A 21,641-nucleotide genomic window follows, 5' to 3' on the forward strand; every position below is an offset into this window, starting at 1 on the left:
CAAGAGAACATCGAGTACGCTGTCTCACAGCAGCAAGTTTGGCCCTGTAGCGCAGTTGGTTAGCGCGCCGCCCTGTCACGGCGGAGGTCGCCGGTTCAAGTCCGGTCAGGGTCGCCAAGGCGAGTTCATCGCCTGGGGGCTTCTCGCCCTCACGGCTGGGTAGCTCAGTTGGTAGAGCGTTCGACTGAAAATCGAAAGGTCCACGGATCGATGCCGTGTCCAGCCACAGAAGGCCCCGCTCAGGCGGGGCCTGACTCGTTTAACGGGGCTGGCTCGTTCAACGGGGCTTACTCGTCTCACGGGCCTGGCTCGTTCAACGGGGCAGCCACCACGGTTCGTCGCCGGGCGGTCGCGTGAGCATCGGCCACGACCCCGCCGTCGTCCCGCCGCGCAGCCGCTGGCTCGACCCCCTGGTGGCCGGCCTCGCGGCGCTGCTGCTCGGTGCGGCGGCCAGCTGGGTGCCCTCGTACTGGAGCGACGAGGCGACGACGCTGCAGGTCGCGCGGTTGCCCCTCGGTCAGCTGCTGGCCTTCGTCGACCAGCGCGACGCGGTGCACACCGTCTACTACCTGATCATGCACTTCTGGATCGGTGCCTTCGGCGAGGCCGAGGTGGTGACGAGGTTGCCCTCGGCCGTCTTCGTCGGGGCCGGTGCCGCGGGGGTGCTCGTCCTGACTCGGATGCTGACGACGCGTCGCACGGCCCTGATCGCCGCCGCCCTCTTCGCCGTGCTGCCGCGGTTCACGCTCGAGGCGGCCGAGGCCCGGCCCTACGCCCTCTCGGCCGCCCTGGCCGTGTGGGTGACCGTCCTGCTGCTCGTCGCGTCCCGGCGGCACCGACGGCGGTGGTGGATCGGCTACGGCGCCGTCCTCGCCGGCTCGATCGCCACGTTCGTGCCTCTCGGCCTGATCATCGTCGTGCACGGGGTGTTCCTGCTGCTGGCGCCGGCACAGCGCCGGCGTCGCGGAGCCCGCCACCGCCTCCTCGGCTGGTCGGTCTCGACCGGGGCCGCGTTGTTCGCGACCGCCCCGGTCATCGGGACGGTCCTCGCCGAGCGATCGCGCCTCCTCGGCGAGGCCGACCCGTCGACGGGCGCCGACATCACGTGGTTCACGATGCTGGTCGAGCCCTGGTTCGTCACCGGACTGGCGTTCGCCGTGATCTCGGCGGCGCTGCTGATCCTGCTCGGGACGCGCCTGCGCGACCGGTCGCGGACGCCCGGCAGCGTCGTCCTGCTGGGCGCGCTCTGGGTGGCCCTGCCCGCGGGGATGCTGCTCGCCCTGGGGCTCGCCCTCTCGCCCGTGTTCACGTCGCGGCTGGTCACGTTCTCGGCCCCGGGCATGTGCCTGCTGCTGGCCGTCGCCGTCACGGGCTTCCGTCGCCGGTGGATCAGCATCGCCCTCGTCGCCCTGCTGGTCGTCGCCTCCGCCCCGACGTACGTGCTGCAGCGCCTGCCGACCGGCAAGGGCGGCGGCAGCGACCTCTCGCAGCTCTCGAGCTACATCGAGAGCCAGGCCCGACCGGGCGACGCGTTCTTGCTCGACGCGACCGGCACGGTCTCGACCCGCCCCCGCCAGGCGGTCTACGCCTACCCCGGCCGCTTCGCCGAACTCGACGACGTCGCCTTCGTCCGCTCGGGGCTGCCCTCGGGCTCGTACTCGGACGTCACGCTGCGACTCGACGACGAGGACGACGCCGCCGAACTCGCCGACCGCCTGTCGTCGGTCGACCGGCTGTGGATCGCGCGGCTGTCGGTCGACGTGCTCAGCGAGGCCGACCTGCGTCAGCTGCGCGACCAGGGCTACGAGATCCGACAAGAGCACCGCACGGGTCGCAGCGTCGTCTACCTGTTCGTCCGGCCGCAGGCCTAACGACACCGTCGAGCACGGCGGGGCGACGCCGGGCGTCCGATCCGGTCGCCCGACCGCGAGCCCTGCCGATCGCCCGGCCCGGTCGTCAGCGCCGAAGTTCGAGGGTGCAGCACTTGACGCCACCGCCGCCGAGCAGCAGCTCGGAGAGGTCGACGCCGATCGGGTTGTAGCCGCGCTCACGCAGCTGGCGCTCGAAGCCCTTCGCGCGGGCGGCGATCACGACGTTGAGGCCGTCGGAGTACGAGTTGAGGCCCAGGATGGCCGCGTCCTCCTCGCTGACGAGGATCGCGTCGGGGAACCGCGTGCGCAGGATCGCGAGCGACGCGTCGTCGAAGGCGCTCTCGAGGTAGGCGATGGTGTGCCGGCCGTCGACGGGCTCGGGGTCGAGCACGGCGATCGCGGTGTCGAGGTGGTAGAAGCTCGGGTTCACGAGGGTGAGGCTGACCACCTCGCGGCCGTAGACGCGGCCGATCTCGTCGTGCGAGCTCGAGTCGCTGCGGAACCCGGTGCCGGCGAGGATCACGTCGCCCACGAGCAGGAAGTCCCCCTCGCCCTCGTTGGTCTCGGCGGGCTCGGCCACCTCGAAGCCGGCCGCGGCGAACCATCGCATGTACGCCGGGCCCTCGGCCTGCCGTTCGGGGAAGGTGAACCGCGCGCCGTAGGCGACGCCGTCGAGGACGAAGCCGCCGTTGGCCGAGTAGACCATGTCGGGGAGACCCGGTTCGGGTTCGATCAGCTCGACGTCGAAGCCGAGGCCGACGTAGGTGTCGTAGAGCGTCTGCCACTGCTCCAGGGCCCGTGCCGTGTCGGTAGGCTGGGCCGGGTCCATCCACGGGTTGATCTTGTAGCTGACGGTGAAGTGCTCCGGTCGGCACATCAGGACGGTGCGGTGGCTCGCCACGCGGGCGGCGTCCCGTCGGGCTGTCGCGTCGGGCAGGTCGGTGGGTTCGATCGTCAGGCTCACCGGATCAGTGTCACATCGCTGGCGCGCACGATGCCGGGCTCCGACGCACTATTCTTGCGTATTTGTAAGCCTTCATGCAGTTTTCGGGCGTATCGTGGTCGGGTGGACAACCTCGACTACGGCATCATCGACCTGCTGCGCCAGAACGCCCGCGCCGGGTACGGCGACATCGGCGCCTCGGTCGGCCTCAGCGCCTCGGCCGTGAAGCGTCGCGTCGACCGGCTCGTGGCCGACGGGGTCATCAAGGGCTTCACCGTCCAGGTCGACCCGGCCGTCGACGGGCTCGGCACCGAGGCCTACGTCGAGCTCTTCTGCCGGGGGACTGTCTCGCCCCAAGAACTGCAGCGCATCCTCGGCACGGTGCCCGAGGTCGTCGACGCCGGCACGGTGACCGGCAGCGCCGACGCCATCGTCCACATGCGCAGCCGCGACATCCCCTCGCTCGAAGAGGCCCTCGAGCGCGTCCGCAACGCCCCGAACGTCGACCACACCCGCAGCGCCATCGTCCTGTCGAAGCTGATCAGCCGCCGCTCGGCCTGACGCCGGCCGCCGTCGGCCACGCCGGGCCGCGCCGGACGCCGCCGGGCCGCACCCGGTAGCACCCGCTCTCCGTCGCCCGCCGGGCCGCACCTCAGAGACGGAGGTCGGCCAGCGCGGGCTCGAGTCGGCCGTAGCGGTGGGCCGTGATCGAGACGGACTGCTCTCGGACGAAGGTCAGCAGCTCGATGCGGCCCTCTTCGGTGACCTCGCCCGACACGATGGTCACGTCGGGGCTGCCCTGCACCGCCCGGGCCAGGGCCGCCGGGTCACCGCCGACCAGGCGGATGCGCAGCCCGCGGTAGGCCCGCACCGCCTCGGGCGACGCGACGGGCCTCGAGTCGTCGACCCGCGCCTCCTCGCGCGACGCGGGTTCGCCGCCGGCGGCCTCGGCCAGCAGGTCGAGGACGTCGGGGCCGGCCGGGTCGGCCGCCTCGCCCTGCAGGGCCCCCGCCGCGGCGCGGGCGACGAACGCGGCGTCGCTCTCGACCACGACGTCGCGCACCCGGACCGGGGACGAGGAGGCGCGCCACAGGTGCACGAGCCCGGCCGGCAGCGGCACGGCCGAGCTGATCGTCAGGGCCGCCCCCGCTCGTGCCGCGGCGGCCACGAGACGGATCAGCCCGGCCGGGTCGGCGTCGGCCGAGAGTCGCACGGTGACCGGGTGCGGGCGGTAGCGCAGGACGTTGCGTTCGACCACGAGCCCCGACACGTCGCGCGCCAGGCCGAATTCGGCCTCCCAGGCGTGCTGGTCGCTCTCGACGGCCGTGCGGAGCGAGTCGAACTGTTCGAACGACAGGGTCGGGCGGGCGGCGTCGACGAGACGGGTCACGCCCTCGGAGACGTCGTGCAGCCGCAGCGACGGACGGGGCTCGTGCGGCAGGTGGCGCCACGAGCCCTGGCCGACGAGGGCGTGGGGGCCGACCGGCTTGAGCCCTCGGCCCAGGGCGCGCCGGCCCCAGCCCCCGGTTGGGCGACGACGGACCCGGGCCGCGGTGGTCGGGCGGCCGACCACCAGGTCGCCGGCGCGCACCGTGTGCAGCCACTCGTCGACCTCGTCGACGTCGAGCGTGTGCAGGCCCGCCACGTCGCCCCCGTTCTCGGCGTTCTGCAGGGCGACGGCCTCGGCCAACGTCTCGACCACGACGAGACCCACGACGGGCACGGCGTGCGGCGTCAGGGCGAAGGCGCCCCGGGGGTCGACGACGAGGCGCACCCCGGGCGAGCACAGGGACCCCGTCTCGTCGAGCGGCCGGGGCTCGATCAGCCACGACTCGCCGGGGCCGAGCACGGTCAGGGCGTCGAGGTCGGTGCCCGTGGGCGTGGCCCCGAGCGGGCCGACCGTGGTCGTGACGAGGTCGGCCGGGCCGACGGCGACCGCCTCGAACGCCTCGCGCAGCAGTCGCGGGAACGTCGTGCCGTGGCCCACCGAACCGACGGCGATCACGAGGTCGAGCGCTCCGTGGCCGCGACCGGCGTGGTCGACGACGCTCGTGACGACGTCGGCGGCGGCGCGCTCGAGGTCGGCGGCCGGGGTGACGACGATCGAGGTGACCCCCGTCGTCCGCAGCGCGAGGTCGAGCTCGGGGCGCGCCTCGCGGAGGGCGACGACGGCGGCGACCGTCGAGTGCCCCACGACCCGGTCGACCGACGGGTGCACGAGCAGCGCGCGGTCGTCGACGGAGCCGTCGGAGCCGTCGGGGTCGTCGGCGTCGTCGGCCTCGACGAGTGCCAACAGCGAGTCGGGCACGCCGACGGCCCAGAGCGCCTCGGCGACGACGGCGACCGTCCGCCGGCGGCTGCGTGGCGGCCGGAGGACGACCGCGCTGCCCGCCCCGAACGCGGCGAGCGTCGCCTCGACCGTGCTGGCCACGGGGGTGACGGGGTCGGGCAGCACGACCGTGAGGCGCGGAGGCCGGTGCTCGGCGGTGACGATTGTCGCCAGGTCGCGGGTCAGGCCGGCCAGCCGGTGCGCGGCGTCGACGGCGGCACCGACCTCGTGGTCGGCCTCGGACAGGGTCGCGCCCGACTCGCTGATCGACACCTCGATCAGTCGCGAGCGACGGAGCGCGAGCTCGCGGCCCGCGAGGTCGAGCAGCTCGGCCCGCGTGGCCGGTTCTTGCCCGCCCCAGGCCGCGCCCGCCTGGGAGGCGCGGGTCGTCAGGGCCTCGACGGCGTCGGCCTCGAGGGTGGGCGCCGCGTCGGCGGTGTCGACGCCGGCGGTCGACCGACGGGCCCGCCCGAGCACGCCGCGGGCCCAGCGCCGGTTGCCGTCGAGCGACGGGTCGGTGTCGGCCTCGGCCACGAAGTCGACGACGTGGTCGGCGCCCTCGTCGAGCGGGCCGGAGCGGTCACGTCGACGACGTGGGGTGGTCGTCAGCTCGTCGACCGCCCCCAGGGCCCGCTCGTGCCGACGGGTCTCTCGCGCGAAGGCCGCCTCGTGGTCGACGTCGAGGGTGCTCACCAGGAACCCGGCGGGGTCGGCGAGCGCGTCGAGCCGGCCGACGAGGTGCCGCACCGCGGAGTCGAACCGGTCGGGGTCGATCACCGGCACCTGCAGGACGAGGCCGGGCAGCTCGGACCGCAGGACCTCGGCGAGGCCGGGCGTCAGCCCCGACCACAGCTCGACGTCGAGCAGGTGCTCGGTGCCCTGGCGACGCGCGAGCGTGACCGCGTGGGCCACGTCGAAGACGTCGTGCCCCGCGAGCCCTACGCGCGCGACGGCCGCGTTCTCGGGTCGGAGGGCGAAGTCGACCAGCCGGAGGTGGCTCGCGTCGGTCTCGTGCTTGGCGTCGAAGGTGACGACGGGCCAGTCGTTCAGGCGGGCGTCGACGATCTCGTCGAGCCGAGACCCGCCCTTCACCAGCCGCACCGTGATCGGGGCGCCGCCACCGTCGACGCGCGCCCGGGCCCAGTCGGTCAGCAGCCGCAGCGAGTCGAGCGCCTCGGGGACGTACGACTGCACGACGATGCCCGCCGTGTCGGACTCGTGACCCGGCCGGTCGAGGAGGCGCGTGAAGACGTCGATGGTCAGGTCGACGTCGGCGTGACGGTCGACGCCGAACGTGAGGAGGGTGCCCGAGGTCGCGGCGAGGTCGACGAGGGGCCCGAGCCTCGAGACCGCCAGGTCGCTCGTCTCGTCGAACGCCCACGGCGACGTGGGCCCCACGAGTTCGCGCACGGTCGTCGTGACGCGCTCGACGTCGGGCCGTTCGACGAGCGCCGTGGTGGCGGCGAGCCGTCGGTCGGCCTCGGCCGGGCCCGACACCGTGGGCCCCCAGGCCGTGACGTCGAGCCGGACGCCGTCACGTCGCAGTGCGCCCAGGGCCTGCCCGAGCTTCTCGGGTGGCGCGTCGACGAGCAGGTGGCCGACCATGTGGCGGAGCGCCCGGCGGGCGACCGGCATGATCGGTCGAGGCGCGATGGGGCCGAAGCCCCCGCCGAACGAGATCGCCGCCCGCAGGTGCCAGGGCAGCAGGGCCGGGGTCCGGCGGCTCAGCGCGTCGAGTGCGGCGGCGGCCACCCGGTCGTCTTCGGGGCGCACCACGCGGTCGGCGAACCCCCGCGCGAAGTCGAGGCCCTCGGGGTCGCGCAGCACCTCGGCCAGCCGGGCGGCGGAGCCCTGCACCGGGACGGCGCGGGCGGCGTCCCACCAACGGCGGGCTGTCTCGACGGTCTGCTGCGTGACCTCGTCGGCCTGGACATCGGACATGGGTCGAGGATATGCCGCACCACCGTCCCTACACTGGGCGAATGGCCGACGAACTCACCGACGAGGAGTGGGTCGTCTGGGACTCCTTCTACGTCATGAGACGGCGACTCGACCGCGCGCTCGAGGTGCGCCTGCAGAGCGACTCCGGGGTCTCGGCACCCGAGTACGAGATCCTCGTCGGGCTGGGTCGCAGCAGCGACCGGCGCTCACGCGTCCGCGACATCGCCGAGCAGATCGGCTGGGAGAAGAGCCGGGTGAGCCACCAGGTGACCCGCATGGAACGTCGGGGCCTCGTGCGTCGGACCGAGTGCTCGTCGGACGCCCGCGGCACGTGGGTCGAGCTGACCCCCGACGGCCGCCGGGCCATGCTCGCGGCGACCCGGGGCCACACGGCCGCGATCAAGCGCTACTTCACCGACGTGCTGGCCGGCGACGACGACGTCGTGCGTGACTTCTCGCACCGGGTGCTCGAGGCGATCGGCACCGACGCGTCGCCCGACGGGGTCGTCGGCCCGGGCACCGGCGACCGCACGAGCCGCCTCGACCAGCAGGTCGGGGCCGCCGACGACGCCGACACCAGCGACTGCGCCCGCTCCGCCGTCTGACCGAGGTCGCGTGGGCCGGGCCCCGTTCAGTGGAAGCGGTGGTCCTGGATGGTCATGCGCGGGCCGAAGCGCGGCTTCGCGAAACCACTGCCGGTGATCAGTCGCATGACCCGTTCGCGCTGACCGCGCCACGGCTCGAGCAACTCGAGCATCCCGTCGTCGTCGACCGGGCGGCCGATCAGCGCCCACCCCACGAGGGCCGGCAGGTGGTAGTCGCCGACGCTCGGGCTGTCGGGGTCGCCGTGGGCGCGCTGGGTCGTCTCGGCCGCCGTCCACACGCCGACCCCGGGGATCGAGCGCAGGCGCCGCGAGACCTCGTCGCCCCCGCGGCCGAGGGCGAGGGTGCGCTCGAGGGCCGGTGCCACTGCGCAGACCCGCATGACGGTGGCCGAGCGCTGGGGGCCCACCCCCGCGCGGTGCCACTCCCAACTGGGCACGCGCCTCCAGCCCTCGGCGTCGGGCGGGGCGACCAGCCCCTCGGGCACCGGGCCGGGCGCGGGTTCGCCGTGCCGTCGGACGAGCTCGCGCCACGCACGCCAGGCCTCGACGCTCGTGACCTTCTGCTCGAGGACGGCGGGGACGAGCATCTGCAGCACCTGGTTGGTGCGGGTGAGCCGGAGGCCGGGCGAGCGGTGCCGCGCCGCCGCCAGGAACGCGTTGCCCGAGACGTCGAGCGCCGACCAGTCGTCGCCCCGCCCGAGCATCTCGGGGGCGTGGTGGACGGCCCACTCGGCGCCCGGCCCCCACGCACTGATCGCCACGGACGAGGAGGCGCGGCTCGCCGACACGACGAGGCTCGCGACCCCCTCGGGCGTCCGCAACGCCCGCCACACGCGGTCGCCGTCGACGCGGAACGTCGGGTCGCCACTGCCCCGGCCCAACGGCCGGAGCGCGGCGCGCACGTCGACAGGAGCCTCGGGTCGGTAGACGTCGTCGACGCGCCGGACCGGGCGGGGGTCGGCGACGGGAGCGTGGACGGACGAGGGCACGCCGTGATGATAACCCGGCCCGCCGACGCTCACGGTTCGCTCGTCGGCGTCGCGGCGGCGGTGGGTGCGAGCGCGTCGAGCAGCGCGGTCACGGCCCGGCCGCGGGTGCCGTCGGAGCGCGTCAGCCCCGCGCGGACGCTGGTCTCGAAGGCCTGCCACGCACCCACGGGCGACTCGAGACCCAGGCTGACGACCGCGTGGCCGAGACGGGGCCCGACGTCGTCGAGGGTCCGCGCCAGGGCACCCGACGCCGGCACCGCCGCCAGGAGGCGCAGGACGGTCGACGCGGGACGCAGCGAGACCGCGGTCAGCGGACGGCCCTCGACGCGCCGGGCCCAGGGGCGCACCCTCGTCAACAGCCGGTCGACCTCGGCGGGGTCGGGGCCGCCGTCGGCCGCCGGACGGTTGATCGACCAGGCCAGCAGGTGCGCGTAGAGCGCCCGGGCGTCGTCGAGGGCGTCGGCGTCGGGCAGGGCCACCCGCGTGTACCGGTTCGCCGCGAGCTGGACCAGCCCCCCGTCGCCGAGGCGTTCGAGGGCGGTGCGGATGGGTGTCCGCGAGACGCCCAGCCACGCGATGAGCTCGTCGTCGACCAGGCGTTCGCCCGGCGAGAGAACCCCGTCGAGCACGGCCCGCGAGAGGACGGCGTGGACGCCCGAGCTCAACGTGGGGCGGCCCGGCCCGATCACGGTGGGCGACGTCGGGTCCGGTGCGACGGGGCGGGGGCCCGCCGTCGCGGTCAGGCGGGTGGCGAGCCCGGCCAGCACGGCCGCGACGTCGGCCCCGGCGGTGTCGTCGGTGGTGCCGTCGGTGGCGCCGCCCGTGGTGTCGCCGGAACGTGTCGCCGCGTCGATCGGCGAAGGCGCGGAGAGGACCGCGCGCAGGTCGCCGAGGGCCTCGAGCACGGCGTCGCCCGCCTCGCGGTCGAGGGCGGGCAGGTGGTGGCGCAGGACGAGTCCGGTCGTCTCGAGCCGCCGCCGCAGCAGCTCGTTCGACCCGGCGACGCCCGTCAGGCGGGATGCCGCCTGCAGCCCGTCGGGCAGGCCGTCGAGCGTGCCGTCGGGCAGGCCGTCGAGGGCCTCGGTCAGGTCGGCCATGACGGCGCGCCCCCGGGTGGCGGAGGCGTCGACGACCGCGAGGCCGGCCAGGACGCAGCCCGTCGCCAGCACGTCGGCGGCAGCCCCGGCGCCACGTCGCACCACCCGGGTCTCGCGCGTGGAGCCGGTCTCGACGAGCCCCAGGCCGGCGAGTCTCGCCAGCGCCACGCGGATGGGAGTCCGCGAGACGCCCAACCAGCGTTCGAGGTCGACGTCGCGGAGGCGCTCGCCCGGGGCCAGCGACCCGTCGAGGATCGCCGCCACGAGGTGGTCGAAGACGGCGTCCTTGTGCAGACGTCGCGGGATGGCGTGTTCGGCGGTGGTGGGGACGGGCATGTCGACCTCTCCTCGTCGGCGTGTGTCACATGTCGCATGAAAGCATAGGGCATACATGCCCTACCCGGCGTACCCCGTGACGCGTGCACGCGGCGGTCTGGGACCACGGCCACGCCCCGGGCGTAGGGTCCGCGGCATGACTGAGACCAACGACAGCAGCAAGATCGGCGAGGTCCTCGACGCGGGCCGCATCGGCATCCTCACCACCCAGAGCAGCAACGGCCACCTCGTGAGCCGTCCGCTCGCCCTGGTCGACCGGGACTTCGACGGCAAGGTGTACTTCTTCACGCGCGACCCCTCCCCCAAGGTCGACGACGTCACGGCGCACCCTCAGGTGAACGTCGCCGTCGAGACCGGCAAGGGCTACCTCTCGCTGGCCGGCACGGCGTCGGTCGTCAAGGACCCCGCCCTCATCGACGAGCTGTGGACGCCCGGCGCCGAGGCCTGGTTCGACGAGGGCCGCGACGACCCGGGCGTGGCGCTGCTCGAGGTCGACGTCGACACGGCCGAGTACTGGGTCAGCAACGAGCCCAAGGCCGTCACCCTCTTCAAGTACGCCAAGGCCGCCGTGACCGGCGGGCACCCGAAGAACGTCGCCGACACCGGCACCGTCACGCTGTAGCCGAGGAGGCGCGCGCGGGTCGTCCGGGACGGCTCGCGCGCCTGCCCCGCCGGGTCAGCCGCAGGTGACGGTCTGGCCGTCGTCGTTGACGTAGTCGCCCGGACCGAGCTGCGCGCACGCGGTCGCGAGCTGCGAGTAGTAGTCGAGGGCCGAGACGGCCCAGGCGATGCTCAGCACGATGACGACCGAGGCGACGACGACGCCGACGAGGGCCAGGGTGGCCGGGCGGCCTGCGGCCCGTGCCCGGCGGGCGGCCACGATGCCGAAGACCAGGCCGAGCGGCGCGAAGAAGACGCCGAAGACGACCGCCGCGACGGCGAGGCCTCGCCCCCCGTCGTCGGACCGGGGCGGCGACGACGACCAGTCGTCGTCCGCGGGGAAGAAGTACGAACCCAGGCCTGCGTTCTCGGGGCGGGCGTCGGTCGCGACGCCGGTGGCCGACGCGGGCTCCGCCGTGGGCGTCCACGCCTGGCGGCCGTCGGGGCCCCAGGTGGGCGAGCCCGAGAGCTGCCCGACGGGCGGCGACGGGAACGGCTGCTGCGCGCCGGGAGGCTGCGGGGCGACGGGGGCGTCGAGCGGCCAGCCGTGGTCGGTCGGGGTCGCCTCGGGGTGCACCGGCCGAGGCGGACCGAACGGGAACTCGCGGCGCTCGGGCTCGCCCGACGCGGGTCGGGCGAAGCGCGCCCACGGCGACGGCGGGCGCGCCGGCTGCTCGTTGCTCATGCAGGCGAGGGTAGTACGACCGCCTGCGCGCCCCGGCCGCGAGGCGACCGGCGTCGCGGACGGGTGCCGCGCCTCCTCGTGGTCCATGATGGGACTCGACCTCGGCCCGTCGACAGGGCCCCTTGATGCGATGGAGCCCCTCGATGCGAATCGGCATTCTCACCAGCGGCGGCGACTGCCCCGGTCTCAACGCGGTCATCCGCGGAGCCGTGCTCAAGGGCACGCAGATCCACGGACAAGAGTTCGTCGGGTTCCGCGACGGCTGGCGCGGCGTCGTCGACGGCGACGTCATGCCCCTCACCCGCAAGGAGATCCAGGGCATCGCCAAGCAGGGCGGCACGATCCTCGGCACGAGCCGCACCAACCCCTTCGAGGGCGACGGCGGCGTGGACCGCATCGCCGAGAACATGGAGCGCTTCGGCATCGACGCCATGGTCGCGATCGGCGGAGAAGGCACCCTGGCCGCCGCCAAGCGCCTGACCGACGCCGGGCTCAAGATCGTCGGCGTGCCCAAGACCGTCGACAACGACCTCGGCGCCACCGACTACACGTTCGGCTTCGACACCGCGGTGCAGATCGCGACCGACGCCATGGACCGTCTGCGGACGACCGGCGACTCGCACAGCCGGTGCATGGTCGCCGAGGTCATGGGCCGCCACGTGGGCTGGATCGCCCTGCACTCGGGGATGGCCGCGGGCGCCCACGCCATCCTCATCCCCGAGCAGGCGACGAGCATGGACCAGATCGTCGAGTGGGTGCAGTCTGCCTACGACCGGGGGCGCGCCCCGCTCGTCGTCGTGGCCGAGGGCTTCGTGCCCGACCACGAGAGCGACGTGCACTCCGAGCGCGGCCTCGACGCGTTCGGGCGGCCGCGACTCGGCGGCATCGGCGAGCGCCTCGCCCCCGTCATCGAGGAGCGCACCGGCATCGAGACCCGCGCCACGACGCTGGGCCACATCCAGCGCGGCGGCACGCCCACCTCGTACGACCGTGTGCTCGCGACCCGCCTCGGCATGGCCGCGAGCGACGCGGTCGTCGAGGGGCGCTGGGGCCGAATGGTCGCCCTGCGCGGCACCGAGATCGTGCACGTGTCGTTCGAGGAGGCGCTCGACAGCCTCAAGGTCGTGCCGCAGAACCGCTACGACGAGGCCGCGATCCTCTTCGGGTGAGGTGGGGCCGGGCGGCGCCGGGCGGGCCGACGGCTCGTCCCCAGGCCCGGCGACCCCCTCACCGCTCCCGGGTCCGTCGCGCAGCCGATGTGCTCGCGGCCGGACTCTGACAGTCTCGACGCATGATCACGTTCATCGTGGTGGGGGCGATCGGGCTCCTGCTCCTGCTCGTCAGCATCGTCGTGGGCGACCTGCTCGACGTGTTCGACGTCGGTGACGGGCTCGTGTCGGGCGTCGCCCTGGGCGCAGCCCTGGCCATCTTCGGGCTCGCGGGCGTCGTCACGTCGCAGACCGACCTCGCGCCGGGGTGGACGTACGCCGTCGCGGTCGGCATGGCCCTCGCCGCGCTCGTGCTGATCCAGCTCGTCGTGCGTCGGGTGACCCGTCGCGAGAGCGGTGGCCACTGGTCGCCGGTCGGCTTCGTCGGCGTCACGACCGAGGCCACCGGCCCCGGCGGGGGCGAGGTGCGCCTCGACGGCGTCCGCGAACTCGAGCGCCGACTGGCCACCAGCGCCGAGCGCATCGAGCGCGGCGTCCGGGTCCGCGTGGTGGCCGAGAACGGCCCGCGGGTCGAGGTCGCGCCGCTCGGCGACCCGGCACCCGGTGATCCCCAGACCAACTGAAAGGAAGCCCCGTGGACTTCATCTCCTCCAACGTCAGCGTCGTCGCCATCGTCGTCGCCGTCGTCATCGTGCTCGCCCTGCTGTCGTTCGTCGCCAGTCGGGTCCGCCGCGTCCCGCCGAACGAGGCGCTCATCGTCGTCGGCCGTGGTGCCGAACGCTCCGAGGGCGGCGGCATCTCGAGCCCCCAGAAGGTCATCATCGGCGGCCGCACGTTCGTCTGGCCGATCTTCCAAGAGGGGTTCAAGCTCTCGCTCGAGCAGTACCAGACCCCGGTCGAGGTGCAGGCGATCGACGCCAACTACATCCGCACCGCGGTCAAGGCGACGGTCAACTTCAAGGTCACCGGCACCGAGGACGGCGTCCGCCGCGCGGCCCAGCGCTACCTGCTGCAGCAGCAGCAGCTGCCCGTCATCGTGCAGCAGTCGCTCGAGGGCTCGATCCGCGGCCTGATCGGCGGGCAGCCGGTCGACGACCTGGTGAAGAACTTCTCGCGGCTCGCGGCCGACGCGGTCAACGAGACCAAGGGCGAGCTCGCCGAACTCGGCCTCCAGATCGAGACCATGAACATCCGCGAGATCGAGACGCCCGGCAGCACCTACCTCGCCGACCGCGGTCGAGCCGAGGCCGCCGTCGCGAAGCAGAACGCCGACGTCGCCGAAGCCGAGGCCGAGCGCATCGCCGCCCTGGCCCGCATCGGCAACACACAGCAGACGGCCGAGCGCCAGCTGCAGCTCGACGTCCGCCAGGCGCAGATCAAGGCCGAGACCGACCGGGCCCAGGCCGAGGCCGCCGCGGCGGGCGAGCTCGCCCGGGCCATGCAAGACAAGCTCGTCGCCGAGCAAGAGAGCATCGCCGTCGCCGAGCAGGCCAAGGTCAACCAAGAACGCCTGAACATCGAGGTCCGTCAGCCGGCCGAGGCCGCGGCCTACGCGTCGGTGCAGAACGCCGAGGCCGAGCGCGACGCCGCCAACGCCGCCGTCGAGGCCGAGGCCTTCCGTCGCACGCAGCTCGCCGACGCCGCCCGCAACGCGGCCGAGAACGAGGCGGCCGCCGTCGAGGCGGCCGGTCGCGCCGAGGCCGCCGCCATCAAGGCCAAGGGTCTGGCCGAGGCCGAGGCCGTCGACGCCCTGGCCGAGGCCCAGGGCAAGTTCGGGCAGGCCGCCCTCGCCTCGCAGGTCATCTCGCGCCTGCCCGAGATCGCTCGCGAGATGGCGGCCCCGATGGGCAACATCGACGCCCTCACGGTCGTCTCGACCGACGGCGCGAACGAACTGACGAAGTCGGTGGCGAACAACATGACGCAGTTGCAAGACGTCGTGAAGGCCACGACCGGGCTCGACCTGGTCAGCGCGCTCGGCGGGTTCCTCGGTGCCCGCACCGGGTCCGCCGACGGCGTCCCGGCCTCGCGCCCCCGCACCACCGAGGGCGCGTAGCCTCCAGCCATGCGTGCCGTCGTCGTCGAGCAGGGCCGGGGCCCGGCCCTGCTCGACCGTCCTGAGCCCGAACCCCACGACGGCGAGGTCCTCGTCGAGGTTCTCTGGTCGGGGGTGAACTACAAAGACGGCCTCGCCCTGCGCGGCGACCCCGGGGTGGCCAAGATCGACCCCCTCGTCCCGGGCATCGACGTGGTGGGGCGCGTCGTCGCGGCCTCCGGTGAAGTCGCGCAGGGTGACCTGGTCGTCGTCAACGGGGCGGGTCTCGGCGAGACCCGTGACGGTGGTTACGCCGACCGCGTCGTCGTGGCCGCGGAGTCGCTCGTGGTGCTGCCCGAGAACGTCTCGCCCCGTCGGGCGGCGGCCGTCGGCACGGCGGGCTTCACGGCGATGCTCAGCGTGCTGCGACTCGAACGCGACGTGGCACCGGGCGACGGCGAGATCGTCGTCACGGGGGCGGCGGGGGGCGTCGGCTCGGTGGCCGTCATGCTGCTGAGCCGTCTGGGCTACTCGGTGACGGCCTCGTCGGGCAGGCTCGAGACCGAGTCCGACTACCTGCGGTCGCTCGGGGCGACGTCGGTGATCGACCGCGCCGAGCTCGCGAGCGAGGGGCGACCCCTCCAACGGGCGCGATGGGCGGGGGCGATCGACGGCGTCGGCAGCAGCACCCTCGCCACCCTCCTCGCCCAGACCTCGTGGGGCGGCGTCGTCACGGCGTGCGGCCTGGCCCAGGGGTCCGACCTGCCGACGACGGTGCTGCCGTTCATCCTGCGCGGCGTGACGCTCGCCGGCGTGAACTCGGTGGACGCGCCTCCTGCCCTCCGGCGCACGGCCTGGCGGCGCCTGGCCACCGACCTCGACCTCGACCTGCTCGACACCGCGACGACCGAGGTCGACCTGGCCGACGTCGTCGACGCCGGTCGACGGGTGCTCGCCGGCGAGACCCGCGGGCGCACCGTGGTCAGGGTCGGTGCCTGACCCGTTGCTCCGAGCCTGCCGGGACCTCTCGCCTGAAGTACCGGATACGCGATAGATTGTCGGGCATGGAAGGTGCGACATGCACCCCCAGGCGGCGTAGGGAGCCGTCGACGACCCGAGCTCAGGAGCCCCGATGCCCATCCCCCAGACCTCAGACGCGCCTCCCGCCCCTCGTCGCCTGCTGCGCGACGTCGTCTACGACAAGCTCTTCGTCGCCATCATGGACGGCACGGTCGAACTGGGCGAACGGCTGAACGACGACGAGCTGGTCGCCTGGCTGGGTGTCTCCCGCACCCCCGTGCGCGAGGCCATCGCCAAGCTGGCCGACCAGGCCATCGTCGACATCGAGGCCAACCGCTACACGCGCATCGTCGCCCCCACGATGGCCGAGTTCGTCGACACCGTCGAGATCGGTTATCAGGTCTGGGCGATGTCGGCCGAGCGCGCGACCCCCGCCCTGACCGACCAGCAGCTCTCGACGGTGCTCGGGGTGCTCGACGCCCGGGTGGCCGCCTTCGAGAAGCGCGAGCCCGAAGACGCCGTGGCGCTCGACGCCATGAACGAGCTGCTGCTCTCGGCTGCGGGCAGCCCCTCGCTCGTGCGCCTGTCGCTGGCGAGCGGACCGCGACTGCTGCTGCTCGTGCGCCGGGCCTTCGCCGCCGGGTTCTTCCCCTGGGACGCGGCTCTCACCTTCAGCCGCGACCTGCGGACGGCCTTCGCCGACCGCGACGCCACCGAGGTGGGACGCCTCATCCGCACCCAGCCCGAGAGCTGGACCGAGTTCTTCAGCGACGTCGAGGCCTCCGGCCTCTACCCGGTCGAGTCCCGACGCCCCTGACCCGAGCGGCCGCCCCGACGACGGCCGCAGCCCACGACCGAGCATCCGAGAGGGAGCCCATGCCCATCCCCACCCCCGAGACCACCCCGGCACCGCGCCGACTGCTGCGCGACGTCGTCTTCGACAAGCTGCTGGCCGCCATCGGCGACGGCACGCTCGAGCTGGGCGAACGACTCAACGACGACGAGCTGGTCAGCTGGCTCGGCGTCTCGCGCACCCCCGTGCGCGAGGCCATCGCCAAGCTCAGCGACTTCGGCCTGGTCGACATCGAGGCGAACCGCTACACGCGGGTCGTGCAGCCGTCGATGACCGAGGTCGACGACACCCTCCACGCCGCGCTGGGCGTCTGGAGCCTCGCCGCCCGACGGGCCGCCGTCACGATGGACGACGCCCAGCGCAAGGAGTTCCGGGCGCTGGCCAAGTCGGTCACGTCCGCCCTCAAGGCGAAGAAGTCCGACCACGCCTTCGAGTTCAAGCGTCTGATCGACGGACTCGTGGGCTACGCCGCGAGCCCCTCGCTCACCCGGATGGAAGAGACGGTGGGTGCGCGCACGGCGCTGATCCTGCGACTCTCCGGCCCGGCGTTCTCGGTCGAGAACGCCGTCGCCTTCACCGACTCGCTCGTCGGGGCGATCGACCAGGGCGACGGCGAGGCCGCGGCGACCGTGCTCGTCGGTCCCGAGACGCAGGACTACGCCATGCAGCTGCTCGACGGCCTGCGCGAGCAGGGCACCTTCCCCGCCTGAGACCCTCGCGGGTCGATCACGGCCGACCCGCGACGGTGGCCCGAGACGGGAACGACGCCGCTACCCGAGAGGTGGCGGCGTCGTTCGTCGTGCAAGACGCTGCGGGCCGAGCGGGTCGAGCGGGTCCAGCGGGTCCAGCAGGTCCAGCAGGTCCAGCAGGTCCAGCAGGTCCAGCGGGTCCAGCGGCCACGCGGCCACGCGGCCACGCGGCCACGCGGCCTAGCCATCGCGAGGCCTACGGGAGCCGGGCGCGGCCGAGGGGAGCCGGGCCGAGCCGTCGTCGGTCGAGCTCAGCCGGGGACGACGGCGCGAGCCGCCGCGCGAGCCGCGGCAGGCAGGGCCTCGACGATGCGCGACACGGCCTCGTCGTCGTGCGCGGCCGTCACGAACCACGCCTCGAAGACCGACGGTGGCAGGTTGACCCCGGCGTCGAGCATGGCATGGAAGAACGGCGGGTAGCGCCAGGTCTCTTGTGCCCGCACGTCGTCGTAGTTCGTGGGTGGGGTCGCCGTGAAGGCGAACGAGAACAGCGAACCGGCGCGCTGCACGGTGTGCTCGACGCCCTCGGCCGACAGGGCCTCGGAGACGGCTCGCGACAGGGTGTCGGACACCGCGTCGAGGTGGGCGTAGACCTCGGGCGTCGCGAGCCGCAGGGTGGCGAGCCCGGCGGCCACGGCGACCGGGTTTCCGCTCAGGGTGCCCGCCTGGTACACCGGGCCGAGCGGTGCCAGGAAGTCCATGACCTCGGCCCGACCACCGAGCGCGGCGAGCGGCAGGCCACCGCCGACGACCTTGCCGAACGTGACGAGGTCGGGCTGCCAGCCGGCGCCGTCGGGCACGACCTGCGAGGCCTCGAGGCCCCACCACCCCGCTCGGCCGACCCGGAACCCCGTGAGCACCTCATCGACGATCAGCAGCGAACCGTGGCGACGCGTGATCTCGGAGAGGCTGCGGTTGAAGCCGCGGTGCGGCGCCAGCACGCCCATGTTGGCGGCGGCCGCCTCGACGATGACGGCGGCGATGCGCGGGCCGTGTTCGTCGAACGCCGCGCGGACCGCGTCGAGGTCGTTGTAGGGCAGCACCAGCGTCTGGGCGGCGGTCTCGGCCGTGATGCCGGCGGACCCGGGCAACGACAGGGTCGCGACGCCCGAGCCGGCCTCGGCCAGCAGCGAGTCGGAGTGGCCGTGGTAGTGGCCGGCGAACTTCACGAGCAGGTCGCGGCCGGTGTAGCCGCGAGCGAGCCGGATGGCCGTCATGGTCGCCTCGGTGCCGGTCGAGACCATGCGCAGCTTGCCGATCGGGCGCTGGTCGTCGACGGCGACGCGTTCGCGCACGAGTTCGGCGAGCTCGGTCTCGGCAGGCGTCGAGGCCCCGAACGACAGGCCGCGTGCGGCGGCCTGCTGCACGGCCTCGAGCACCTCGGGGTGTGTGTGGCCGAGGATGGCCGGGCCCCACGACGCGACGAGGTCGACGTACTCGCGCCCCTCGGCGTCGGTGACGTACGCGCCCTTCGCTCCGACGAGGAACCGCGGCGTGCCGCCGACCGAACCGTAGGCGCGGACGGGCGAGTTGACCCCGCCGGGGATCGACCGCTTCGCGCGGGCGAAGTAGGTGTCGTTGCTCTGCTCGGTCATCAGAACCGCTCTTTCTGGAGGCGCGTGGCCAGTTCGGTGGCCCAGTACGTCAGGATCGCGTCGGCACCGGCCCGCTTGATCGAGAGCACGCTCTCGTAGGACGCGGCGTCGAGGTCGATCCAGCCGTTCGCGGCGGCCGCGTGGATCATCGCGTACTCACCGCTGATCTGGTACGCCCAGACCGGCACGGTGCTGGTCGCGGCGGTCTCGGCGAGGACGTCGAGGTAGCTCATGGCGGGCTTGACCATGACGACGTCGGCACCCTCGGCGATGTCGAGGTCGACCTCGCGGAGGCCCTCGCGCCCGTTGGCGGCGTCCATCTGGTACGTGCGGCGGTCGCCGACGAGGGTGGACTGCACGGCCTCGCGGAAGGGGCCGTAGAAGGCGGACGCGTACTTCGCCGCGTAGGCGAGCAGTGCCGTGCCACCGAATCCGGCCTCGTCGAGGGCGTCGCGGGCCGAGCCGATCTGGCCGTCCATCATGCCGCTCATGCCGATCAGCTGCGAGCCGGCCTCGGCCTGCACGACGGCCATCTCGTCGTAGCGCACGAGGGTGGCGTCGTTGTCGACCGAGCCGTCGGCGGCGAGCACGCCGCAGTGGCCGTGGTCGGTGAACTCGTCGAGGCAGAGGTCGGTCTGCACGACCAGAGCACCCTGGGCGGCGTCGACCGCCACGCGGGTGGCCACGTTGAGGATGCCCTCGGGGTCGGTCGCCCCCGAGCCGACGGCGTCTTTCTCGAGCGGCACGCCGAACAGCATGACGCCGCCGACGCCGGCCTCGGCCGCCTGTTCGATCGCCCGGGGCAGGCTCGACAGGCTGTGGTGCACGACGCCCGGCATGGACGAGATCGGGCTGGGCTGGTCGATGCCCTCACGGACGAACATCGGCAGCACGAGGTCGGCGGGGTGCAGGCGGGTCTCGGCGGTCAGGCGGCGCAGGGCAGGCGTTGCGCGCAGGCGGCGGGGCCGCACGCGGGGGAAATCGGACATCAGTCCTTCTCGGTGGGGGGCGTTCCGGCGGTCGGGCCGTCGAGGGCGTGGTCGACCACGGCCTCGACGAGGGCGGCCGCCGATCGGGTCTCGGCGATCAGGTGCACGGGCAGTCCCGCGGCACGGGCGTCGAAGGCGGTGCGCGGGCCGATGCACGCGACGAGCGTGGCCGCGGGCAGGGGGGCCAGTTGGGCGGCGATCTGGCGGGCGACGCTGCCCGAGGTGACGAGCAGCACGCCGATCGAGCCGTCGGCGACGCCGTCGCGCACCTCGTCCGACACGGGCACGCCGACCGTGCGGTACGCCGACACGAACTCGGCGTCGAACCCCCGGGCCGACAGCCCGGCGACGAGCGTCGGTTCGGCCAGGTCGGACTGGGGCACGAGCACGCGACCGGTGACCTCGTCGGCCGGCCACTCCTTGACCAGCCCGCGGGCGGAGTTGTCACCCTCGGGCACGAAGTCGACGCGGACGCCCGCGAGGCCCAGGGCCGAGGCCGTGGTCTCGCCGACGGCGGCGACGCGGGTCGACGCCGGGGGCCGGATGCCGCTGCCGACCAGCACGTCGACCGTCGTGGCGCTGGTGACGACGAGCCATTCGTAGACGCCGGCCTCGAGACGGGCGAGCGCCGCGGCCAGCAGCTCGGGGGTCTCGGCCGGGGCGAAGTTGATGAGCGGGGCGATGACCGGTGCCGCACCGCGCGATCGGAGCGAGGCCGCGACTCCGTCGCCCCATTTGCCGCCGCGCGGCACGAGGACGCGGACGCCCTTCAGGGGCTTGTCGGCCGTCACGAGGCGCTGCCCAGGGGGTCACCGCCGGACGGTCCGCCCCCGAGCGGGGCGAACTCGGCGGCACCGGAGTCGAGCAGCTCGTCGACCACGCGGCCGGCGACCTCGTGCACGTCGGCCAGGCGGGCGACGAGCGGACCGTCGTCGAGCGAGACGGCGTGCGACGAGCTGAGTCGCCTGCTGCCATCGGGGCTGTAGACCGTCGCGCTGAGCAACAGCAGCCCGGCGTCGACGACCGCGCTGGCGCCCACGGGTGCGGCACAACCGGCCTCGAGACCGGCCAGCACGGCACGCTCGGCCGTGACCACGAGCCGGGTGTCCACGTCTTCGACGGCGGCCAGCCCTCGGGCGAGCGACTCGTTCGGGTCGCCTTCGCGCACCTCGACGGCCAGGGAGCCCTGACCGGGCGCGCTGGGCCAGAAGCCGAGCCCCAACAGTTCGGTCGCGGCGTCGAGACGGCCGAGCCGGCCGAGACCGGCGGCACTCAGCAGCACGGCGTCGAGGTCGTCTCCGACCCGCCCGAGGCGCGTGTCGACGTTGCCCCGGATGTCGACCACCTCGAGGTCGGGGCGGCGGGACCGCAGCTGGGCGGCCCGCCGGGGCGAGCCGGTGCCGACCCGGGCGCCCTCGGGCAGCCCCTCGAGGGTGAGGCCGTCACGCGCGCACAGGGCGTCGCGGGCGTCTGCCCGGGCGGGGGTCGCCCCGATGACGAGACCGGGGTGGTTTGCGGTGGGCAGGTCTTTCAGCGAGTGGACGAGCGCGTCGCACTCGTCGGCCAGCAGGGCCTCGCGCAAGGCGCTGGCGAAGACCCCGGTGCCACCGAGCGAGGCGAGCGACTCGCCGGAACCCTGCGACCGGTCGCCCTCGGTCTTGATGCGGACGAGTTCGACGTCACGCCCCGTCGCGGCCGCGATGCGGTCGGCCACGGTCGTCGACTGGGCGACGGCCAACGCGCTGCCCCGGGTGCCGATGCGGATGGTCGCCACG

General features: G+C 73.8%; 20 protein-coding genes and 2 tRNA genes. 12 read left to right on the plus strand and 10 right to left on the minus strand.

The genetic code is table 11. The annotated features are described in order from the left end of the window. The first annotated feature begins 40 nt into the window (after positions 1–40). The 3 genes from ASG05_RS09620 to ASG05_RS09630 all read left to right on the plus strand — a co-directional run bounded on the left by ASG05_RS09620 (position 41) and on the right by ASG05_RS09630 (position 1,871). Positions 41–117, plus strand: a tRNA-Asp gene (locus tag ASG05_RS09620). A 36-nt stretch (positions 118–153) separates the two neighbouring features. After that, positions 154–226, plus strand: a tRNA-Phe gene (locus ASG05_RS09625). Between the two features lie 127 nt (positions 227–353). Then, entirely contained in the window at positions 354–1,871 is a 1,518-nt protein-coding gene (locus tag ASG05_RS09630; protein WP_056260122.1) for a glycosyltransferase family 39 protein, read from the plus strand. A gap of 85 nt (positions 1,872–1,956) precedes the next feature. Here the strand turns inward: ASG05_RS09630 and ddaH are convergent, their stop codons facing one another. Then, positions 1,957–2,835 (minus strand): dimethylargininase, encoded by an 879-nt coding sequence (gene ddaH / locus ASG05_RS09635; protein WP_369814050.1) that lies wholly within the window; start codon positions 2,833–2,835, stop codon positions 1,957–1,959. A 102-nt stretch (positions 2,836–2,937) separates the two neighbouring features. Here ddaH and ASG05_RS09640 point away from each other — a divergent pair, with 102 nt between their 5' ends. Continuing rightward, positions 2,938–3,375 carry an Lrp/AsnC family transcriptional regulator gene (locus tag ASG05_RS09640; protein WP_043593232.1) on the plus strand — a complete coding sequence of 146 codons (438 nt, stop codon included), beginning with the start codon at positions 2,938–2,940 and terminating at the stop codon, positions 3,373–3,375. A gap of 91 nt (positions 3,376–3,466) precedes the next feature. Here ASG05_RS09640 and ASG05_RS09645 read toward each other — a convergent pair whose 3' ends face one another. Then, on the minus strand, positions 3,467–7,084 hold the full coding sequence (locus tag ASG05_RS09645; RefSeq protein ID WP_056260123.1) for a proline dehydrogenase family protein: 3,618 nt from the start codon (positions 7,082–7,084) through the stop codon (positions 3,467–3,469). A 41-nt stretch (positions 7,085–7,125) separates the two neighbouring features. Between ASG05_RS09645 and ASG05_RS09650 the strand changes: the two genes are divergently transcribed. Beyond that, positions 7,126–7,689 (plus strand): MarR family winged helix-turn-helix transcriptional regulator, encoded by a 564-nt coding sequence (locus tag ASG05_RS09650; RefSeq protein WP_056260125.1) that lies wholly within the window; start codon positions 7,126–7,128, stop codon positions 7,687–7,689. A gap of 26 nt (positions 7,690–7,715) precedes the next feature. On the opposite strand, the gene ASG05_RS09655 is transcribed toward ASG05_RS09650, so the two are convergent. Together ASG05_RS09655 and ASG05_RS16870 are read right to left on the minus strand one after the other, a co-directional pair. Then, complete coding sequence (locus tag ASG05_RS09655; RefSeq protein ID WP_082486605.1) at positions 7,716–8,678, minus strand: 3-methyladenine DNA glycosylase; 963 nt, start codon at positions 8,676–8,678, stop codon at positions 7,716–7,718. A 29-nt stretch (positions 8,679–8,707) separates the two neighbouring features. Next, complete coding sequence (locus ASG05_RS16870; RefSeq protein WP_056260126.1) at positions 8,708–10,111, minus strand: GntR family transcriptional regulator; 1,404 nt, start codon at positions 10,109–10,111, stop codon at positions 8,708–8,710. Positions 10,112–10,247: 136 nt separating this feature from the next. On the opposite strand from ASG05_RS16870, the gene ASG05_RS09665 reads away from it, so the two are divergent. Beyond that, positions 10,248–10,733 carry a pyridoxamine 5'-phosphate oxidase family protein gene (locus ASG05_RS09665; RefSeq protein WP_056260128.1) on the plus strand — a complete coding sequence of 162 codons (486 nt, stop codon included), beginning with the start codon at positions 10,248–10,250 and terminating at the stop codon, positions 10,731–10,733. Positions 10,734–10,787: 54 nt separating this feature from the next. On the opposite strand, the gene ASG05_RS09670 is transcribed toward ASG05_RS09665, so the two are convergent. Beyond that, on the minus strand, positions 10,788–11,456 hold the full coding sequence (locus ASG05_RS09670) for a hypothetical protein (RefSeq protein WP_056260130.1): 669 nt from the start codon (positions 11,454–11,456) through the stop codon (positions 10,788–10,790). Positions 11,457–11,599: 143 nt separating this feature from the next. Here ASG05_RS09670 and ASG05_RS09675 point away from each other — a divergent pair, with 143 nt between their 5' ends. The 6 genes from ASG05_RS09675 to ASG05_RS09700 all read left to right on the plus strand — a co-directional run bounded on the left by ASG05_RS09675 (position 11,600) and on the right by ASG05_RS09700 (position 17,243). Then, positions 11,600–12,625: a 6-phosphofructokinase gene (locus ASG05_RS09675; protein ID WP_056260133.1), complete on the plus strand. Its 1,026-nt coding sequence runs from the start codon at positions 11,600–11,602 to the stop codon at positions 12,623–12,625. Positions 12,626–12,747: 122 nt separating this feature from the next. Continuing rightward, the gene (locus tag ASG05_RS09680; RefSeq protein ID WP_056260135.1) at positions 12,748–13,248 is read left to right on the plus strand and encodes an NfeD family protein; all 501 of its coding nucleotides are present in this window, start codon (positions 12,748–12,750) and stop codon (positions 13,246–13,248) included. Between the two features lie 11 nt (positions 13,249–13,259). Next, entirely contained in the window at positions 13,260–14,681 is a 1,422-nt protein-coding gene (locus ASG05_RS17010) for an SPFH domain-containing protein (RefSeq protein WP_056260137.1), read from the plus strand. 9 nt (positions 14,682–14,690) lie between these two features. Beyond that, positions 14,691–15,659: an MDR family oxidoreductase gene (locus ASG05_RS09690; protein ID WP_056260139.1), complete on the plus strand. Its 969-nt coding sequence runs from the start codon at positions 14,691–14,693 to the stop codon at positions 15,657–15,659. A gap of 133 nt (positions 15,660–15,792) precedes the next feature. After that, positions 15,793–16,497 carry a GntR family transcriptional regulator gene (locus ASG05_RS09695; protein WP_056260140.1) on the plus strand — a complete coding sequence of 235 codons (705 nt, stop codon included), beginning with the start codon at positions 15,793–15,795 and terminating at the stop codon, positions 16,495–16,497. 59 nt (positions 16,498–16,556) lie between these two features. Further along, complete coding sequence (locus ASG05_RS09700) at positions 16,557–17,243, plus strand: GntR family transcriptional regulator (protein WP_056260142.1); 687 nt, start codon at positions 16,557–16,559, stop codon at positions 17,241–17,243. Positions 17,244–17,303: 60 nt separating this feature from the next. On the opposite strand, the gene ASG05_RS15895 is transcribed toward ASG05_RS09700, so the two are convergent. From ASG05_RS15895 to hemC, 5 genes are all read right to left on the minus strand, one after another. Continuing rightward, positions 17,304–17,441: a hypothetical protein gene (locus ASG05_RS15895; RefSeq protein WP_162240637.1), complete on the minus strand. Its 138-nt coding sequence runs from the start codon at positions 17,439–17,441 to the stop codon at positions 17,304–17,306. A gap of 92 nt (positions 17,442–17,533) precedes the next feature. After that, entirely contained in the window at positions 17,534–18,877 is a 1,344-nt protein-coding gene (gene hemL, locus ASG05_RS09705) for a glutamate-1-semialdehyde 2,1-aminomutase (RefSeq protein ID WP_056260144.1), read from the minus strand. Next, a complete protein-coding gene (gene hemB, locus ASG05_RS09710) occupies positions 18,877–19,866 on the minus strand; it encodes a porphobilinogen synthase (protein WP_056260146.1) in 990 nt (329 codons plus the stop codon). Before hemB ends, hemL begins: the two co-directional genes overlap by 1 nt. After that, positions 19,866–20,657: a uroporphyrinogen-III synthase gene (locus tag ASG05_RS09715; protein ID WP_056260148.1), complete on the minus strand. Its 792-nt coding sequence runs from the start codon at positions 20,655–20,657 to the stop codon at positions 19,866–19,868. Before ASG05_RS09715 ends, hemB begins: the two co-directional genes overlap by 1 nt. Continuing rightward, the gene (hemC, locus tag ASG05_RS09720) at positions 20,654–21,640 is read right to left on the minus strand and encodes a hydroxymethylbilane synthase (RefSeq protein ID WP_056260150.1); all 987 of its coding nucleotides are present in this window, start codon (positions 21,638–21,640) and stop codon (positions 20,654–20,656) included. The genes ASG05_RS09715 and hemC overlap by 4 nt, the downstream gene beginning before the upstream one ends. Position 21,641 lies beyond the last annotated feature (1 nt).

The organism is Frigoribacterium sp. Leaf186 (genome assembly GCF_001423905.1).
In the GTDB taxonomy this organism is placed as follows: Bacteria; Actinomycetota; Actinomycetes; order Actinomycetales; family Microbacteriaceae; genus Frigoribacterium.

Excerpts from the sequence above, each read along its gene's own strand:
- ASG05_RS09645 (WP_056260123.1), bottom strand. The coding sequence starts at position 7,084 with ATGTCCGATGTCCAGGCCGACGAGGTCACGCAGCAGACCGTCGAGACA.
- ASG05_RS09650 (WP_056260125.1), top strand. The coding sequence starts at position 7,126 with ATGGCCGACGAACTCACCGACGAGGAGTGGGTCGTCTGGGACTCCTTC.
- ASG05_RS16870 (WP_056260126.1), bottom strand. The coding sequence starts at position 10,111 with ATGCCCGTCCCCACCACCGCCGAACACGCCATCCCGCGACGTCTGCAC.
- ASG05_RS09665 (WP_056260128.1), top strand. The coding sequence starts at position 10,248 with ATGACTGAGACCAACGACAGCAGCAAGATCGGCGAGGTCCTCGACGCG.
- ASG05_RS09670 (WP_056260130.1), bottom strand. The coding sequence starts at position 11,456 with ATGAGCAACGAGCAGCCGGCGCGCCCGCCGTCGCCGTGGGCGCGCTTC.
- ASG05_RS09675 (WP_056260133.1), top strand. The coding sequence starts at position 11,600 with ATGCGAATCGGCATTCTCACCAGCGGCGGCGACTGCCCCGGTCTCAAC.
- ASG05_RS09680 (WP_056260135.1), top strand. The coding sequence starts at position 12,748 with ATGATCACGTTCATCGTGGTGGGGGCGATCGGGCTCCTGCTCCTGCTC.
- ASG05_RS09690 (WP_056260139.1), top strand. The coding sequence starts at position 14,691 with ATGCGTGCCGTCGTCGTCGAGCAGGGCCGGGGCCCGGCCCTGCTCGAC.
- ASG05_RS09695 (WP_056260140.1), top strand. The coding sequence starts at position 15,793 with ATGCCCATCCCCCAGACCTCAGACGCGCCTCCCGCCCCTCGTCGCCTG.
- ASG05_RS09700 (WP_056260142.1), top strand. The coding sequence starts at position 16,557 with ATGCCCATCCCCACCCCCGAGACCACCCCGGCACCGCGCCGACTGCTG.
- hemL (WP_056260144.1), bottom strand. The coding sequence starts at position 18,877 with ATGACCGAGCAGAGCAACGACACCTACTTCGCCCGCGCGAAGCGGTCG.
- hemB (WP_056260146.1), bottom strand. The coding sequence starts at position 19,866 with ATGTCCGATTTCCCCCGCGTGCGGCCCCGCCGCCTGCGCGCAACGCCT.